Origin of the sequence: Vibrio sp. YIC-376, assembly GCF_052353105.1 — a bacterium.
Lineage (GTDB): Bacteria > Pseudomonadota > Gammaproteobacteria > Enterobacterales > Vibrionaceae > Vibrio.
Genome location: NZ_JBBWFK010000017.1, coordinates 1 through 15,344, shown reverse-complemented (window position 1 = coordinate 15,344; position 15,344 = coordinate 1). Strand labels below are relative to the sequence as shown.

General features: G+C 43.8%; 14 protein-coding genes, 1 tRNA gene and 2 rRNA genes. 5 read left to right on the top strand and 12 right to left on the bottom strand.

From position 1 onward, the window contains the following. Positions 1 to 68 precede the first annotated feature (68 nt). A complete protein-coding gene (locus WJM94_RS21410) occupies positions 69 to 2,234 on the top strand; it encodes a S9 family peptidase (RefSeq protein ID WP_444496197.1) in 2,166 nt (721 codons plus the stop codon). A gap of 97 nt (positions 2,235 to 2,331) precedes the next feature. On the opposite strand, the gene WJM94_RS21405 is transcribed toward WJM94_RS21410, so the two are convergent. From WJM94_RS21405 to WJM94_RS21370, 8 genes are all read right to left on the bottom strand, one after another. Continuing rightward, on the bottom strand, positions 2,332 to 3,312 hold the full coding sequence (locus tag WJM94_RS21405) for a porin (protein WP_444496196.1): 981 nt from the start codon (positions 3,310 to 3,312) through the stop codon (positions 2,332 to 2,334). A gap of 520 nt (positions 3,313 to 3,832) precedes the next feature. Continuing rightward, positions 3,833 to 5,005 (bottom strand): tetratricopeptide repeat protein, encoded by a 1,173-nt coding sequence (locus tag WJM94_RS21400; protein ID WP_444496195.1) that lies wholly within the window; start codon positions 5,003 to 5,005, stop codon positions 3,833 to 3,835. Further along, complete coding sequence (locus WJM94_RS21395; protein ID WP_444496194.1) at positions 5,002 to 5,622, bottom strand: energy transducer TonB; 621 nt, start codon at positions 5,620 to 5,622, stop codon at positions 5,002 to 5,004. Before WJM94_RS21395 ends, WJM94_RS21400 begins: the two co-directional genes overlap by 4 nt. Beyond that, the gene (locus WJM94_RS21390; RefSeq protein ID WP_444496193.1) at positions 5,622 to 6,026 is read right to left on the bottom strand and encodes an ExbD/TolR family protein; all 405 of its coding nucleotides are present in this window, start codon (positions 6,024 to 6,026) and stop codon (positions 5,622 to 5,624) included. Before WJM94_RS21390 ends, WJM94_RS21395 begins: the two co-directional genes overlap by 1 nt. Beyond that, positions 6,023 to 6,577, bottom strand: a complete 555-nt coding sequence (locus tag WJM94_RS21385; RefSeq protein WP_444496192.1) for a MotA/TolQ/ExbB proton channel family protein — start codon at positions 6,575 to 6,577, stop codon at positions 6,023 to 6,025. Before WJM94_RS21385 ends, WJM94_RS21390 begins: the two co-directional genes overlap by 4 nt. Further along, positions 6,577 to 7,944 carry a MotA/TolQ/ExbB proton channel family protein gene (locus tag WJM94_RS21380; RefSeq protein ID WP_444496191.1) on the bottom strand — a complete coding sequence of 456 codons (1,368 nt, stop codon included), beginning with the start codon at positions 7,942 to 7,944 and terminating at the stop codon, positions 6,577 to 6,579. Before WJM94_RS21380 ends, WJM94_RS21385 begins: the two co-directional genes overlap by 1 nt. Then, positions 7,945 to 8,712: a DUF3450 domain-containing protein gene (locus WJM94_RS21375; RefSeq protein ID WP_444496190.1), complete on the bottom strand. Its 768-nt coding sequence runs from the start codon at positions 8,710 to 8,712 to the stop codon at positions 7,945 to 7,947. Between the two features lie 696 nt (positions 8,713 to 9,408). Beyond that, positions 9,409 to 10,362: a lactate/malate family dehydrogenase gene (locus WJM94_RS21370; RefSeq protein WP_444496189.1), complete on the bottom strand. Its 954-nt coding sequence runs from the start codon at positions 10,360 to 10,362 to the stop codon at positions 9,409 to 9,411. A 320-nt stretch (positions 10,363 to 10,682) separates the two neighbouring features. Between WJM94_RS21370 and WJM94_RS21365 the strand changes: the two genes are divergently transcribed. After that, on the top strand, positions 10,683 to 11,393 hold the full coding sequence (locus tag WJM94_RS21365) for a glycerophosphodiester phosphodiesterase family protein (RefSeq protein WP_444496188.1): 711 nt from the start codon (positions 10,683 to 10,685) through the stop codon (positions 11,391 to 11,393). Positions 11,394 to 11,430: 37 nt separating this feature from the next. Here WJM94_RS21365 and WJM94_RS21360 read toward each other — a convergent pair whose 3' ends face one another. Then, positions 11,431 to 11,913 carry a L,D-transpeptidase family protein gene (locus WJM94_RS21360; RefSeq protein WP_444496187.1) on the bottom strand — a complete coding sequence of 161 codons (483 nt, stop codon included), beginning with the start codon at positions 11,911 to 11,913 and terminating at the stop codon, positions 11,431 to 11,433. Between the two features lie 231 nt (positions 11,914 to 12,144). On the opposite strand from WJM94_RS21360, the gene WJM94_RS21355 reads away from it, so the two are divergent. The 3 genes from WJM94_RS21355 (at position 12,145) to WJM94_RS21345 (ending at position 14,804) form a co-directional block, all read left to right on the top strand. After that, positions 12,145 to 13,140 (top strand): 2-hydroxyacid dehydrogenase, encoded by a 996-nt coding sequence (locus WJM94_RS21355; RefSeq protein ID WP_444496186.1) that lies wholly within the window; start codon positions 12,145 to 12,147, stop codon positions 13,138 to 13,140. Positions 13,141 to 13,229: 89 nt separating this feature from the next. After that, positions 13,230 to 13,586: a YibL family ribosome-associated protein gene (locus WJM94_RS21350; protein WP_444496185.1), complete on the top strand. Its 357-nt coding sequence runs from the start codon at positions 13,230 to 13,232 to the stop codon at positions 13,584 to 13,586. A gap of 182 nt (positions 13,587 to 13,768) precedes the next feature. Then, a protein-coding gene (locus tag WJM94_RS21345; RefSeq protein ID WP_444496184.1) for an IS630 family transposase occupies positions 13,769 to 14,804 on the top strand; the annotation gives its coding sequence in 2 pieces (ribosomal slippage) (positions 13,769 to 14,235 and positions 14,234 to 14,804; 1,038 coding nt in all). A gap of 78 nt (positions 14,805 to 14,882) precedes the next feature. Here the strand turns inward: WJM94_RS21345 and WJM94_RS21340 are convergent. The 3 genes from WJM94_RS21340 to rrf (WJM94_RS21330) all read right to left on the bottom strand — a co-directional run bounded on the left by WJM94_RS21340 (position 14,883) and on the right by rrf (WJM94_RS21330) (position 15,344). After that, positions 14,883 to 14,973 (bottom strand) — tRNA-Ser (locus tag WJM94_RS21340). A 92-nt stretch (positions 14,974 to 15,065) separates the two neighbouring features. After that, positions 15,066 to 15,182: ribosomal RNA gene (rrf, locus tag WJM94_RS21335) — 5S ribosomal RNA — on the bottom strand. Between the two features lie 46 nt (positions 15,183 to 15,228). After that, positions 15,229 to 15,344 (bottom strand): 5S ribosomal RNA (rrf, locus tag WJM94_RS21330).

Sequence of the window (15,344 nt, the reverse complement as noted above, 5' to 3'; positions counted from 1 at the left end):
ATACAAACCATGCAGATATAGATGACAATCAACATGTTTGCTTAGGTATAAAATACAAGGATAAACAGATGCGTTTCACTCTTACGACTTTGGCCGTATCGCTCGCACTTTTGGCCGGATGCAGCAATCAAGGAACTTCACCAATGAACCACCACTCTCAATCGCAGCTCATCGCGCAACAGACACCAGCGCCAGTAGCTAAAAAAGTCCCGCACGCGATGACGATTCATGGCAATACTCGTATCGACAATTATTACTGGATGCGTGACGACGAGCGAAAAGATCCTGACGTCTTGCAGCACCTAGAACAAGAGAATCAATATACTGAAACTGTGTTAGAGCATACCGAAGAGCTTCAGCAGCAACTGTTTGAAGAAATCAAGGGACGCATCGCCAAAGACGATAACTCCGTTCCGGTTCGTAAAGGTAACTACTTTTATTCAAGCGAAGTTTCTGGTGATAACGAATACGAAGTTCACTTGCGAGCTAAAGACTTCGCAGGCACCGATAAATCGGTGATCTTAGATGTAAACGAGCTGGCAAAGGATCATGATTTCTTTAGTGTCAGTGGATTACACATCAGTCCTAATGAGAAGCTATTGGCCTATGGGGAAGACACCTTAAGCCGACGTATTTATACCATTAAGATTAAAGACCTCTCGACGGATCAATACCTGAAGGACGAAATCGAGGGAGCGTCCAGTGCTATCGCATGGCAAAACGATAACCAAGCGTTCTACTACATAAAGAAAGATCCAAAAACTCTGTTAGGTTACCAAGTATATCGACATGTGCTGGGAACACCGCAAAGCACGGACGAGCTTATCTACGAAGAAACAGATAGTGAGTTCTTCACCTATATCAGCAGTAGTAAAGACGGGGAAGAGGTTTATATTTGGCACTCTAGTACAGAAACCAGCGGTGTTTCCGTTCTGGACGCCAACGAGCCGAACGCGAAAGCTGAGCCATTTTTCCCTCGTGAATCTGGCATCGAATACAGCATCGAAAAACTCGGGGACTGGTACTATATCTATACCAATTACCAAGCGATCAACTTTCGCCTAATGAAAGTGCATAAAGACAACATGCACGATCGTTCAAAATGGCAAGATGTCATTCCTGCAGACCAAGATACACAGCTCGTGGATTTCGAATTATTCGATGACCATTTAGTTTATGAACAACGAGCAAATGGCTTATCGACGGTCACCGTGCGTCAGTTGTCAACAGGTGAAGAGTTCCCTCTCAAGTTTCACGACAGCGCATTTGCTGCTTATCTGACGGGTAATCATGAGTTAGACAACGGTAAAGTTCGCATCTACTACAGCAGCTTAACTACGCCTGGCACCTATTACGATTTCAATCTGAATACGGGTGAATCTGAAGTCATGAAGCAAACACCGATTCTTGGTGATTTCGACGCAGATAACTACCAGTCTGAACGTATTATGGTTACCGCTCGTGACGGAAAATCCGTGCCTGTCTCGCTGGTTTATCGCAAAGATCTGTTTAAGAAAGATGGTACCAACCCAATTTACCAATATGGTTATGGCTCTTACGGCGCAACCATTGAACCAACATTTAGCTCCACACGCTTAAGCTTGTTAGATCGTGGTTTCGTTTTCGCGATCGCCCATATTCGCGGCTCTGAAATGCTGGGGCGTCCGTGGTATGAGGACGGTAAGAAGCTCACTAAGCAGAATACCTTTAATGACTTTATTGACGTCACTAAAGGCCTGGTAGAGCAAGAATATGGCGCAAAAGACAAAGTATTCGCTGTTGGAGGCTCTGCGGGCGGCTTGTTAATGGGCGCAGTAATAAACCAAGCGCCAGAGCTGTATCGTGGTATTGGTGCCCATGTTCCGTTTGTCGATGTCGTCACCACCATGCTGGATGAATCTATCCCATTAACGACAAATGAATACGATGAGTGGGGCAACCCGAACGATAAAACCTACTATGACTACATGTTAAGTTACTCGCCTTACGATAATGTAACCGCGAAAAATTACCCTAACATGCTCATCACCACTGGCTTGCATGACTCCCAAGTTCAGTATTTTGAGCCTATGAAATGGGTGGCCAAACTGCGTGAAATGAAAACGGATAGTAACGTGCTTATCTTTAAAACCGATATGGAAGCGGGTCATGGCGGGGCTTCAGGCCGCTTCAAGAGATTGAAAGAAGATGCATTGGAGTATGCCTTCTTCCTTGACCTTTTAGACGAAAAATAATGGTTTGACTCGAGCAGAAAGAAATAAAAACGCCTACTCACATTGAGTAGGCGTTAACACAATAAATGTGTTTAGGCAGTAGAAACTGTCCTATTAATTAGAAGTAGTAACGAGCACCGATAGTCCAGTAGTCGTTCTCATCTTCATCAATGTCGTTACCTAGATCGATTTGGTAACCAGCAAATGTGTAGAATGATGGAGTTACAGCGTATTCAGCTTGGAGCGCCATTTGGCTGTATAGCGTGTCTAGATCGTCATCTTCAACTGACTCGTAGTTTACACTGAATGTCCAGTCGTTAACGCCGTACGCTACAATACCTTCTAGTTGAGTTGTATCTTCGTAATCTTCATAGAAGTATTCGTTCATGCCGTACACAAATGCAGCGTATAGGCCTGAACCATAAGAGCCGTAGTTAACCGAGAAAATATGTGACTCTGCAGTTTCTGTTGAACTACCCATATCTACGTCACCGCCACTGTATGCGTAGCCAAGACCAAACCCAGCTAGTTCTGTACTAAGAGCAATTTGACCACGGTCATCGTAATCACCGTTTTGACCTTGCCAAGCTAGACCTAGGTTGAAAGCAATACCTTCACCGAAATCGAAGCCTTTACGGTAGCTCAACATTTTTTCCGCACGGGCTGAGCCAACTTCATACATATTGGATGGGTAAGCGAAATCATTGGCAAATGCAATTGGTTTATCTGCTACAAGAGCAACATCAGCATAAGGTGACCATTGTGTACCCACAACTAGACGACCAAGTTGTTCATGAGTTGCACCGATGTAACCAAGACGAGTTGAGAAAGACTGATCACCACCGTTTAGGTAGTTAAGCGACCATTCACCTTTTGCATCAACAGTCACACCATTACCGATGTCTTTTTTGCCCGCAACGTTGATACGAGGAGAAACTTGGTGAACTTTAACGTCTTCGTCGTAGTACTCACCCACGCCCACAGATACGTGACCGCCGATTGATAAAGATGTACCATCGCTGTTGTAAACTTCTGCTGCGAATGCCTGTGTACCACATGCTAGTGCCGCCACTGCTACGGCTAGAGCTTTCATTTTCATTGTTAACATCCATATAGTTGTTTGTGCCGATTCGCCAAGAAACAGAGTTACCCTGAATCATTTGCAACGAATAGATAACAAAGTAGTAATGAAATCTAAATGAAACAAACACTTTTTTATGCAACTAGTTCACTTAGTGATTAAATTTTGAACAAAATCACAAAAAAATAGTGAACTTTTCATTTATATGCACAGATTTTGTATTTTTTTGCGTGTTACATCTCCCAGCGTGAGAAGAGTTATCAGTTTTATTTCCTTTACTGCCCTGCCGGTCAATAATTATATTTTGCAGCATCCCATCCCGTTAAATGGAGAAAGGAAGATTTTTACACGCGTTTAAGTGATAAAAATAACAGTTATTTGTGCTATTAATCTTGCCTTTTTGAAGTTAGATCCTCTGCCATTACAGGCTCCAATACGAACGTAAAAAGTAATAACCTATACAGCGATTTATATTCGTCCCGAGAAAACAAAAAGACCCGAGTGTTACCTCGGGTCTTTAACAAGTACTTTGGATTGCTTACGAATTTAAACTGGTTTCCACTTTTTGTAGTTGAGACAGATATATAACCCAGCTTTTTGCTTGATCTGACGGTTTCATTTCATAAGATCGTTTCGCGTTCGCTAGCGCATCGTCGATGCGTTTCAATTTATAGTAAGCACGAGCTTTGACAAGTGCGACATCCGCTTTTCGGCCAGAAACTTTATCCAATACCACCAGCGCCTGTTGGTAATGTCCTTCTTGCACCAATAGCTGAGAAAAGTTCCAGTTGTACTGAGGATCAAGATGTGCAGCCACACGCCAGCTATCAATCGACTTGTCCCACTCTTTGGCCATTTGCCAATACATTGCCTGTTGCGCTTTTAGCTTACTGTTGGAGTTAATCTCATCCAATTCGCTCAATACCAACGCCGCTCGTTCTGGAATCCCCCGGTTAGCATAGAGTTGTGCCAGCAGTTTCAGATCATCTTGGCTAAGTTTCACACCCCTTAGTTTAGCAAGCGCCAGAGAATCCAGTGCATGCTTATTATCATCAACACGCAAATGTAGTGAGACCAATTGACGCCACCACTCTACACGTTCAGGCTCGATAGCAATCAAACGTTTTATGGTTCCAATCGCTGGCTTCCACTTTTTCAGTTCAAGTTCAGCAGACAGTTTTATCGAAAGTGGGCCAGTTTTGTCTGGCTGGCCGAACTGTTCGTAGTGTCCCATCGCTGAAATCACTTTTTGCCATTCACTTAGCTGATAATGCGACTGTGCGATACGCAACCAGACATCATGGGCCTTCTGGTTCTTGGGTATTGATTTGCTCAATGTGTAGTAGTGAGGCAATGCTTTGGAAAACTGCTGATCGTTAAGCAACATATCGGCCAGCATCTTACGAGTTTGCCAGGCTTGCTCATCCTGTAATAAGCCACTGTTAACCGCAAGTTCCAGCTGTTTGATGGCTGGCTTAATTTGCTGGTTTTGCCAATAGAGAATGCCCAACATACGCGCGACAAAAGCCTGATCGTAACCACGAGAAAGATCCAATGTCTCTAGTGTCGAAATGGCCTCTTTGAGCTTGTCCTCCTGCGCCATGTTATGCGCCCGCTGGACACGAGAAGCCGTATACTGACTTAACTCGCTGGCGATGGTCGTAAAAGCACTTAAGCTCAGGACGGCACCGATTAGGAATTTCTTCATCATTTCGTTAACTTGAACTCCAGTCTTACGGTCTGTCCAAACTGCTCGATTGACACACCATTCTCAACTTTTGGCTGATATTTCCAATTTCTAAGAGCACGTATCGCTTCACGCTCAAACATCCGGCTTGGTTCGGCTTCGAGCACTTCAATGTCTTTTGGACGGCCAGTCGCGTCAATAGTAAAGCGCAACACCACGTGACCTTCGATCTTACGTTTCTGAGCCTTGCTCGGATAACGAGGTTCCACACGATAAAGAGGTAGCGCTTGTTGATTACCCATGGTGCCTTGAAGATTAGGCGCGCTAATTGCAATGCCATCTAGCGCTGTATTTAATCCCAAAGCACTGGTTGGGGTAACCTGACTCATTGGTTCTACTTGGGTATTTGCGTGAGACAGATCCATTGGCTGTGGCGTTTTTGGTGGCTCAGGCTGCTGTGGAACCGATCGTTGACGACGCTGGAGATCCGCATCATTTTCCACCATCACCATATCAAAACGTACTGCTTCAGAGGGCTTTGGAGCACGTTGATTGCCATTGTCGACCATCCACGCCATAAAGCTAAACAAGCTGACAGAAATCAATAGCGATGCGGGTAGCGCAAGTAACAGCCTGCCCATTAAGGTTTCTCCGCAGCCAATGCGATGTTCTTGACACCTGCACCTTTAGCGGCATCCATGACTTTTACAACTGTACCGTTATACGCATGTTCGTCTGCCTGAATCACTAACGATGCATCTGGCTGTTCCAGCAGCAAATGTTCTATCGACGCTTCTACACGCTCAATATCTACCAAACGTTTATCGATATACACATCGTTTGCTGCAGTCACAGCAATGAAAATACCCGCGTCTTTTTGGCTCACCACATTTGAAGCTTGAGGTCGATTTACTTCCACCCCTGACTCACGTACAAATGAGCTAGTAACAATAAAGAAAATCAACATGATAAAGACAATATCAAGCATGGATGTTAAATCGACTTGTGCTTCGTCCTGTTGATTAGGTCTGCGTCCGAGTCTCACTTCTGACTCCTTAAAGATTGTTCTAACTGGATAGCTTTGCGCTCACACACTTTGCTTAAACGCGCATGAATAAACATCCCCGCCAAAGCAGCCACCATTCCTGCCATGGTAGGCAAGGTGGCCAGAGAGATGCCCGAAGCCATCAATTTGGGATTGCTGCTGCCCTGTGAAGCCATGACATCAAAAACCGTAATCATGCCAGTCACAGTACCAAGCAAGCCAAGCATCGGGCAAATAGCGACAAGCAGCTTGATAGTGGACAGGTTCTGACGTAGCTCAATTTGTGCCTTTGCAATCCACCCTTCTCGAATTTGATGTGCGTACCAAGAGTGGTGCTCTGTTCTGGCTTGCCACTGTTCATAAAGCTGACTCTTTACCTTTGGAAAAACCGTCGTCAGGTAAATAACCCGCTCCATCACCAGTAGCCAGCACACTGCAACAACAGCAGCCAGCCACCACAGGATCTGGCCACCCTGCTGCATAAAGCTCAGCAAGGTCGTGGCCCAATCTTCACTGATCAAACCCAATGTGTTGAGTAGGATCTGCTCCATTACGCTGCATTCTCCGCAATGATATTCGCGCTATGTTTACCTTTAGGCATATCGCGCTCAACTTGCTCTGCAACTAGGCCGATGCCTTGTTTCTCAAGTATGTTTCGAATGTTCTCAGCCTGAGAGCTCAATACATTATGAGCCAGTAATAAAGGCATCGCGGCCACAAGACCAAGGACCGTCGTCACTAGCGCCATTGAAATACCACCTGCCATTACTTTTGGATCGCCGTTACCAAACTGTGTGATCACCTGGAAGGTTTCGATCATGCCAGTTACCGTTCCGAGCAGACCTAACATAGGAGCGAGTGCCGCCAAAAGTTTTAGCATCGACAAACCTTTTTCCAGATGCGTCTGTTCGTCGACAACGGCTTCAAGAAGGCGTAATTCTAATGCTTCTACGCTGCGGTGTTTATCTTTCTGGTATACAGCCAAAACACGACCCAACGGGTTGTCACCTGGCTGAGCCGGACTCTTCAATTGTTGTGCGATCTTCTGACGAGCAATCATCAGTGAAACACCACGGACCAGTGCGATAATCAAACCGATTGCAAGTAAGCCAAGGATGATTTTGCCAACCACGCCACCAGCATTAAGGCGATCTTGTAGCGATGGAGAGTTCGCAAGTTGCTCTAAAAGAATGCCACGTGATGGATCAATTACGACATTTTCAATATCGCCCGAGGTTAGTGAGCCCGCTGTTGGACCATTTTCAGGCTGGCGCAGATAGTTCACCGCATCTCCACGTTGACCATTCCACTTCACGTATCCACTGTCGTCCAACAAGGCCATTGCACCTAGTCGAACACCATTGACAGTTTGCTCACGACCTTCACCATCCAGTAATGTGAATGACACTTTAGCTAACTCACCACTGACTTTGATTTGCTCTTCCATGCTGCGCCACATCGCGCGCAGTTGAGGCAGAGTCGGCAGCGACTTCGCAGCGACAATTGCATCAATTTCATTTTGGTAAGAGTTACCGTCCACACCGGTAACAGAGTTTTTGAGTTCGGATTCCAGTTCTTTGGCATTCTGACGAACCACACCAAAAAGTTCGCCAAGACTACCTGTTTCTAAACGAAGTTTCTCTTCAAGTTGTGACAACTCGGCTTCATTTTTACTGAAAGTCGCACTCAGTGCGTCCGCTTCAGCTTGCAGAGCAGCACGCTCAGCGGCTAATTGATTTTTGAGCGCTTGGATCTCTGTCTCTGTTTGTTTAAAACCCGCTTCTCGTGTCACATTGTGTGCTTGTTGCTGACGATTTTCTTGCTGCGCTTTTTGCAATAGAGTGTCACTGGCAAATGTGGTGTGTGACATCAACGCTGCGCTTGAGATTAGAGCAACCGATAACCATTTATTGATCATTTATTTGCCCTCCGCGACGGTAAGTGACACTGGCAGGGTTAACATGCTCGGTGCGATTTGCTTGTTTGCCATCGCAAACGCTTTGTCCAATTCCGTTTTTTGATCAGAACCAAGTGGCTGCCACGAGTTTTGCTGCTGTGACCAGCTCCAGAATGCCTCTCCAGATAAACTACGCGCAATCAGTGATACGCGACCCAGATAGAGAACATCCGCTTCTATTTGTTCATTAGCCGTTAAGTTAATCTTGCCTTGATAAACGCCCAGTCGGGAACCGTAATCCATCTCGATTTGATACGCTTCTAAAATGCGACGAAACTTCTCTGCATCTGCTACATCCGCACGTGTCATCATCGCATCTAGCTTGGCGATACGTTCTTCACGCTGAGCTTTGCGAATAGGTTTATCGTTAGCCACAATCGTTTTTAACCCATCTAGCATATGGTACATCAACGGCACAACACCCTGACGAGTCTGAGCAATCTGCTCGATTTGCTCATTCAAGCTGTCTACCTCTTGGTTCTGACTATCAACCAGGCTAGTAAGATGATCGCGATAAATCTTCAAGTTGGCGACTTCTTCTTGTAGCTGTGCGATTTCGGCTTCCAAGGTCAACGCCTTTTCTGCGCTAGCATCAATACGCTTTTGGCTAACCGCCGATGCTTGGTTAGTTTTACTCTGCACTGCTTGAGCATCATTCAGGTTTTCCGCGTGTACGGGAATCAAAACTGATGAGATCAGCAGAGTGATACTTGATTTGATTAGATTCATACGAGTTAAAATGTTATTTCCTAAAAATGACTAAAGGGGAAGAATGTCCTCCCCCCTTTGTAAATCAGGTTGTTATCAGTATTTGAACTGGATTGCTGACCAGCATTTTTTAAGTTGTCCGCAACTAAACTGATTAGCCTATCTATTGACTCGTCGTGTTAACGCACTCCGCGTGCTAATTGGTACCCAACAGACTTTCAACATTCAGCCAAACAAGATATCCAAGGTTTCATCATACTTATGTTTGTATAACACGCCCATATCAATACGTGCATACCCATATTTCTTCGATACACTCTCTGTTTTCGCATCGAGTACTAATATTCGTTAGTGCTTGGTAAACAGGCTCTATCACTCAGACTATTTTAAGATCGCACACCAATATCTATGTGATTCCTCTCGATCATTTTACGAACGAATATTACTGATAACCATTACCATTTGCATTAATGAACATTCTTGGCATTCGCGATGTTTTGTAAAGTACTCTCTGACGACAAACAACAATAACGTGACTTATATCACAAAATTATCCTAACATCTTCAAGGTAGCAGAGTTCCACACTGTTCACCCAGATGTAGGAAACGAGCAATTCTCGTCTGAAAACTAGTCATACTCTTTCTTTTATTAAGCGACAAAAAAGCCTACTTCGCAGTAGGCTCATAGAAATGCTATTGAGTTCTTATTGCTCAAGGTTAATATTTTAAATTGGTCGATTTTGCTACGTTCTCAACTACAGTTCGCAAATTCTCACTAATTGCTCGCAGCGTTTTCAGCTCTTCACCACTAAAAGGATGAGTAAGGACAGATTCAGCCCCCTTTTTACCCACAACCGTTGGCAAACTTAATACCACACCGCTCAAGCCATATTGCCCAGACATCATGGTTCCAACAGGTAGTACTGAACGCTCATTTATAATGACAGCCTGAATAATTCGGAACACACTCGCGGCAATACCATGTACGGTATTGTGTTTACGGCGAAAGATTTCATATCCCGCTTGTTTGACCGCTTCTAGTAAATCATCCGCATCGATTCGCTTGAGGTTATGCGTATCACAGTAATAATCAGCGGATTGCCCCGCAATAGAGATCAAGCTTTTCGGAGTAAAGCAATGGCTACCGTGTTCTCCTAACACATACCCGAAGATATTCTTAGGGTCGAGGTCAACACGATTAGCGACAATACTCATTAAACGCGCAGTATCGATAACACACCCGCTACTGATCACTTTGCTTGCTGTAAACCCAGTGTTAGTGACGATAAAGTGAGTGACAATATCGCATGGGTTAGTCACAACGATAAGTATCGCTTTTGGCGCCACACGCTCGATATTACGCGCTATATCAACTCCAATTTTGGCGTTAATTTCTGCGATATCCAGACGATTCTGGTCTTGTTGAATTTGGGCGCCAGCGGTAATTACAACGATGTCAGCCTCCAATAAGTCCAGATAGTCATTAGAAGGAATAATACGTGTATTTTTAGAAAAGGTTAACGCCGCTGTATGTCGAAAATCGAACACTTCCCCTTCAGCTCGCTCCAGATTCTGGTCTAAAAGAACTAATTCGCTAAAACTACCCAGCGTCAGTAAGTAATGACAAACTCCAACGCCAACGGCACCAGCGCCAATGACCCCGATCTTCATTTTTCTCTCCCTGATATTTCTACTCAAATCACTGCAAGATGCACAATTCAAATCCATCCATTTATCAAATCATTACCGCACGTGTAAACTATCATACTCAAACTCAGCTTCTCGCGGTTTCTGGGTATTGATCTTCCATCGCTAGATTAGTCGTTACTTTAAAAATGAGCTGCGATAGAGTAAAAGTCCAACATATTTCTATTTCTGAGAATGCCTTAGTAAATGAATGTTTTTCATCAACATGACGCTATGTTCACCAATCCAAACGACTCAAAAATCGATTACAATCTGGTTCAACCCAACACGAGAAGAACAATCACATGGATACACTGTTAATAGGCCACCGCGGTGTTGCAGGTACGCACCCAGAAAATACCAAGATAAGTGTTCAGGCAGCAATAAACCTTGACTTGAAGTGGGTAGAAGTTGATGTTCAGCCAACCAAAGATAATATTTTGGTTGTTTGTCATGATCACACGGTTAATCGCTGTAGCAATGGGCAAGGCAGAGTCGATGAACTTACGTTAACCGAGCTGAAAAATTTAGACTTTGGTGGCTGGTTTAACGAGGCTTTTTCGGGTGAAACCATCATGACACTGGACGAGCTGCTTGAAATGGCTGCCGATAACCGTCTCAATTTAAATATTGAAGTGAAAGTCGATCGCCATCCAGCAGAACAAGTGGCTCAGTTATTAGCAAAGGTTCTCGCTGACAGCCCCCTCTCTAAAGAAAATATTTTACTTTCCAGTTTTAGCCATGACGTGATACGAGCGCTATTCAAACACTGTAAGGGCTATCGTTTAGGTGTACTAAGCGAATTTCTAACCAAAAAAGATCGTTTACTACTGGAAGAAGTTCAGGCATATAGCTGTAACCTCAACATCAACTGGATTCGGGCACGCCAAATCATACAGCTACAACAACGTGGCTATAAAGTGATGTGTTACACCGTCAACAACCCCAATAAACTGAAACACCTTCCAAAATTGGATGGTATTTTCAGTGATCACCCAACCCGCTTTATCGAATAAAAGCGTTTTTATGAATGAGGAATACTAACGTTTAAAGTTACCATTCAATAGTAATAGGAGTTCCCATCGGAACCATTTGAATGAATTCATCCATTTCCTCATTTGTGATGGCGATACAGCCATTCGTCCAATCAAAGCTTTGGATGAAACTCGACTCCAGAGTTTCGCCATTTTTTAAACCGTGGATTTTGATATTCCCGCCGGGGTAAACGCCTCGGCGACGAGCCTCAAGATTATCAATAGGGTCAGGGTAACTGATATGTACTGAGCGATAGAATGCGGAGTCATTGATAATGTAATCCAGAGTATAGTTACCTTCTGGAGTGCGATGGTCTCCTTCTTCTTGCTTGTGACCTTTGGGGTTAGCGCCCAGAGCAATTCGATATTCCTTTACTACAGCTTCTTCTGCCATCAGGTACATCCGCCGCTTGGATTTATCTACTTTAACAAGATCGACAGAAGCGTGCGCACCAGACACAAACGCACAACACAAAAGTAGAGAACACCATTTTACTGACATCGCCAGAACGCCTAATAAAGAAGCCAACAAGGAAAAACGAAGAGAAGTTATGCTAGTCAGTTGATGGAGACAAAGCAATCTGATTATAACGCCAAGACGCAAAAAATAGTTCTGTAGTGCCATCTTGGTATGACAAAAGATTTGTTGCAGATTTATCTATTCATCGTACCTAAGTTGAATTACTTTATATGTAGATTTATTGATAAAGCTCACAGAGTTAGAGAGTGAATTATGATTGACATTGCTTTTTTTAGTGCAAAATCCTACGACGAGGCCTCTTTTAATAAAATAAAAAATAACCGAGACTTTAAATTTCACTATCACGACTTCAGGTTGACCGCAAAGACAGCCAAAATGGCACACGATTGTGAAGTCGTGTGTGCTTTTGTTAATGATGACCTATCTGAGCCGGTCCTGAGAGAACTGGCTCTAGGTGGTACAAAACTGATTGCGATGCGCTGCGCTGGTTTTGATAAAGTCGACCAAAACGCCGCTAAAGAGTTAGGTTTACAAGTCGTTCGTGTACCTGCCTATTCTCCAGAAGCCGTTGCCGAGCATACGGTCGGCTTGATGATGTGTTTGAATCGACGTTTACACAAAGCGTATCAGCGAACCAGAGATGCGAACTTCTCATTGGAAGGCTTAGTTGGCTTTAATTTTTACGGTAAAACAGTAGGTGTCATTGGTACTGGTAAAATTGGTATTGCCGCTATGAGAATATTCAAAGGGTTGGGCATGGAGATCCTTTGTTATGATCCCTACGAAAACCCACTGGCTATCGAAATAGGCGCTCGTTACTGTTCACTTGAAGATATTTATGCCAACTCAGATATCATTACTTTGCATTGCCCTATGAGTAAAGAGAACTACCATCTACTGAACGCCAATTCATTCGCCCAAATGAAAGATGGAGTGATGATCATCAATACAAGTCGTGGAGAGTTGTTAGACTCACTTGCGGCGATCGAAGCACTCAAACAAGGCAAAATTGGTGCACTTGGCCTGGACGTGTATGACAACGAAAAAGAACTATTTTTCCAAGATAAGTCCAATGATGTCATCGTAGACGACGTATTCCGCCGCTTGTCCGCGTGTCATAACGTTTTGTTCACTGGACATCAGGCTTTCCTTACCCATGAAGCGCTAAATAATATTGCGACAGTCACACTAAGCAACATTGAAGCGTTTTTCTCCGGTCAAACTTCCGGTAACGAATTGATTAGCTGAAGTAATGAGCGAGTTCTTTAGTAATAGTAGAGAGCCGGATTTCAGCTATGCTATACTCCTCGACCATTTAAAATTAGAGTCTAATTACCATGAGCATAAAAACTGATATTCAAAAGCTGCACAACCGCGTAGATACCTGCCAACGTAAACTTGATGCAGCACGTTCTCGTGGTGATCACGAAATGATTTCTAAGTTTACAGATGAAGTTGAGCAATTAACTAAAAAGCTTAATCAGCTAAAACACAAACAGACGTACGAGCTTAATAAAGAGCGTAAAAGCTTGCTTGATATGCCATTTTCTCGCGAAATCACCAAAGAAGAGCAAGCAGACATCGGTAAACTAAAGAAACGTGTGCGTGGGCTGGTGATCGTTCACCCAATGACAAAAATGGGTAAAGAGCTTCGTTTAGATGTGATGACAGGCTTCGCCCCTAAAGAGTTTTGATCAGCTTCAAGGCACAATTTTTATTCCAAGCCCAAGTAGATTGAACTGACCCCCAATAGTTGGACACCAATTATTGGGGGTCTTTCATGTCCAAATATAGTCGTGAGTTGAAGTGCATCTTATACCAATCTAAGAAAAAATATGATCTAATTGAGGCCATTCAACGATAGAACGTATTCGCTATGGATAGCCTCAATAATATCGACTTTAAAAAGCTCGCAAGCCAGCAGAAATCTATTCAGATGAAAATGAGACTGCTGGCCCTTGCTCATTTCAAAGATGGACACTCTCGCACCCAAATCGCCAAGTTTCTTAAGGTGAGCCGAACCAGTGTTAATAAGTGGGTTCAGACTTTTCTTGAAGAAGGATTAGAAGGGCTGAAGGAAAAGCCAAGAACGGGAAGACCACCATTATTAACTTCTGAACAAAGAGAGCAATTGAGCCAATACATCAAAGATAAAGCTCATGATACTCAAGGTGGACGACTTACCGGTGCCGATACCCATGCCTATATCGTGAAAGAATTTGGCACGCATTATCATCCTGATTCTATCTATTACCTACTCGACCATATGGGTTTCGCATGGATAACTTCCCGTTCAAGACACCCACAACAATCTCAAGCAGTACAGGAAGATTTTAAAAAAATTCAAATTCGAAACGATCCTTAAGATCCCAGGTCATTTGGCTTTAGAGCATGTTGATATCTGGTTTCAGGATGAAGCTCGATTTGGGCAACAAAACACAACGACACGGTTATGGGCTGAAAGAGGAACGCGTCCCAGAGCCGTGAAGCAACAACAATTCGAATATGCGTATCTGTTTGGTTCTGTCTGTCCCCAAAAAGGCATGGGTGACGCTATCGTTGTCCCGTGGGTCAATAAAGACATCATGATCGAGCATTTAAAGCAAATATCGGCGGTCACTGAAAAAGGACGTCATGCCATCATCATTATGGATGGCGCAGGATGGCATACAGAAGATATTGCCAATGACTTTCCTAACCTCAGTGTCATCAAACTTCCACCCTATTCTCCAGAGCTAAACCCCATAGAACAAGTATGGGGTTGGTTAAGACAACACTATCTCGCCAATCAGTCTTTTTCGGATTACGAAGACATTGTCTCCAAAGTGTGTAGGGCTTGGAATAGTTTTTTGGAATGTTCCATCAGAGTCACCAAGATGTGTTCGAGAAGATGGATAGACCTGACCAGTTAATTTTCCAGATTGGTATAAATTTTCTCATGCGCTAAAACGACGAAAGCCCGTTGATTTCTCAACGGGCTTTCTTAATAGTGGCGGAGAGATAGGGATTTGAACCCTAGATACGCTATTAACGTATGCCGGTTTTCAAGACCGGTGCTTTCAACCACTCAGCCATCTCTCCACAAATTGTTACTAAAATTTAGTCTTACACTAATGATGCTAATTTTTAGTTTTGGTTTTCATCTTTTTCTAAAAGATGAAAACCTAAAGTAAGCCTGGCGATGTCCTACTCTCACATGGGGAAACCCCACACTACCATCGGCGCTATTTCGTTTCACTTCTGAGTTCGGAATGGAAGTCAGGTGGGTCCAAAATGCTATGGTCGCCAACCTTCAGACTTTTTATAAAAAAGACAAAATCTGAAAACATAAAATAAGCCTGGCGATGTCCTACTCTCACATGGGGAAACCCCACACTACCATCGGCGCTATTTCGTTTCACTTCTGAGTTCGGAATGGAAGTCAGGTGGGTCCAAAATGCTATGGTCGCCAA

Bases quoted from the DNA above. Each gene is read 5' to 3' on its own strand.
- WJM94_RS21410 (WP_444496197.1), top strand. From the start codon at position 69: ATGCGTTTCACTCTTACGACTTTGGCCGTATCGCTCGCACTTTTGGCC.
- WJM94_RS21405 (WP_444496196.1), bottom strand. From the start codon at position 3,312: ATGAAAATGAAAGCTCTAGCCGTAGCAGTGGCGGCACTAGCATGTGGT.
- WJM94_RS21400 (WP_444496195.1), bottom strand. From the start codon at position 5,005: ATGATGAAGAAATTCCTAATCGGTGCCGTCCTGAGCTTAAGTGCTTTT.
- WJM94_RS21395 (WP_444496194.1), bottom strand. From the start codon at position 5,622: ATGGGCAGGCTGTTACTTGCGCTACCCGCATCGCTATTGATTTCTGTC.
- WJM94_RS21385 (WP_444496192.1), bottom strand. From the start codon at position 6,577: ATGGAGCAGATCCTACTCAACACATTGGGTTTGATCAGTGAAGATTGG.
- WJM94_RS21380 (WP_444496191.1), bottom strand. From the start codon at position 7,944: ATGATCAATAAATGGTTATCGGTTGCTCTAATCTCAAGCGCAGCGTTG.
- WJM94_RS21375 (WP_444496190.1), bottom strand. From the start codon at position 8,712: ATGAATCTAATCAAATCAAGTATCACTCTGCTGATCTCATCAGTTTTG.
- WJM94_RS21370 (WP_444496189.1), bottom strand. From the start codon at position 10,362: ATGAAGATCGGGGTCATTGGCGCTGGTGCCGTTGGCGTTGGAGTTTGT.
- WJM94_RS21365 (WP_444496188.1), top strand. From the start codon at position 10,683: ATGGATACACTGTTAATAGGCCACCGCGGTGTTGCAGGTACGCACCCA.
- WJM94_RS21360 (WP_444496187.1), bottom strand. From the start codon at position 11,913: ATGTCAGTAAAATGGTGTTCTCTACTTTTGTGTTGTGCGTTTGTGTCT.
- WJM94_RS21355 (WP_444496186.1), top strand. From the start codon at position 12,145: ATGATTGACATTGCTTTTTTTAGTGCAAAATCCTACGACGAGGCCTCT.
- WJM94_RS21350 (WP_444496185.1), top strand. From the start codon at position 13,230: ATGAGCATAAAAACTGATATTCAAAAGCTGCACAACCGCGTAGATACC.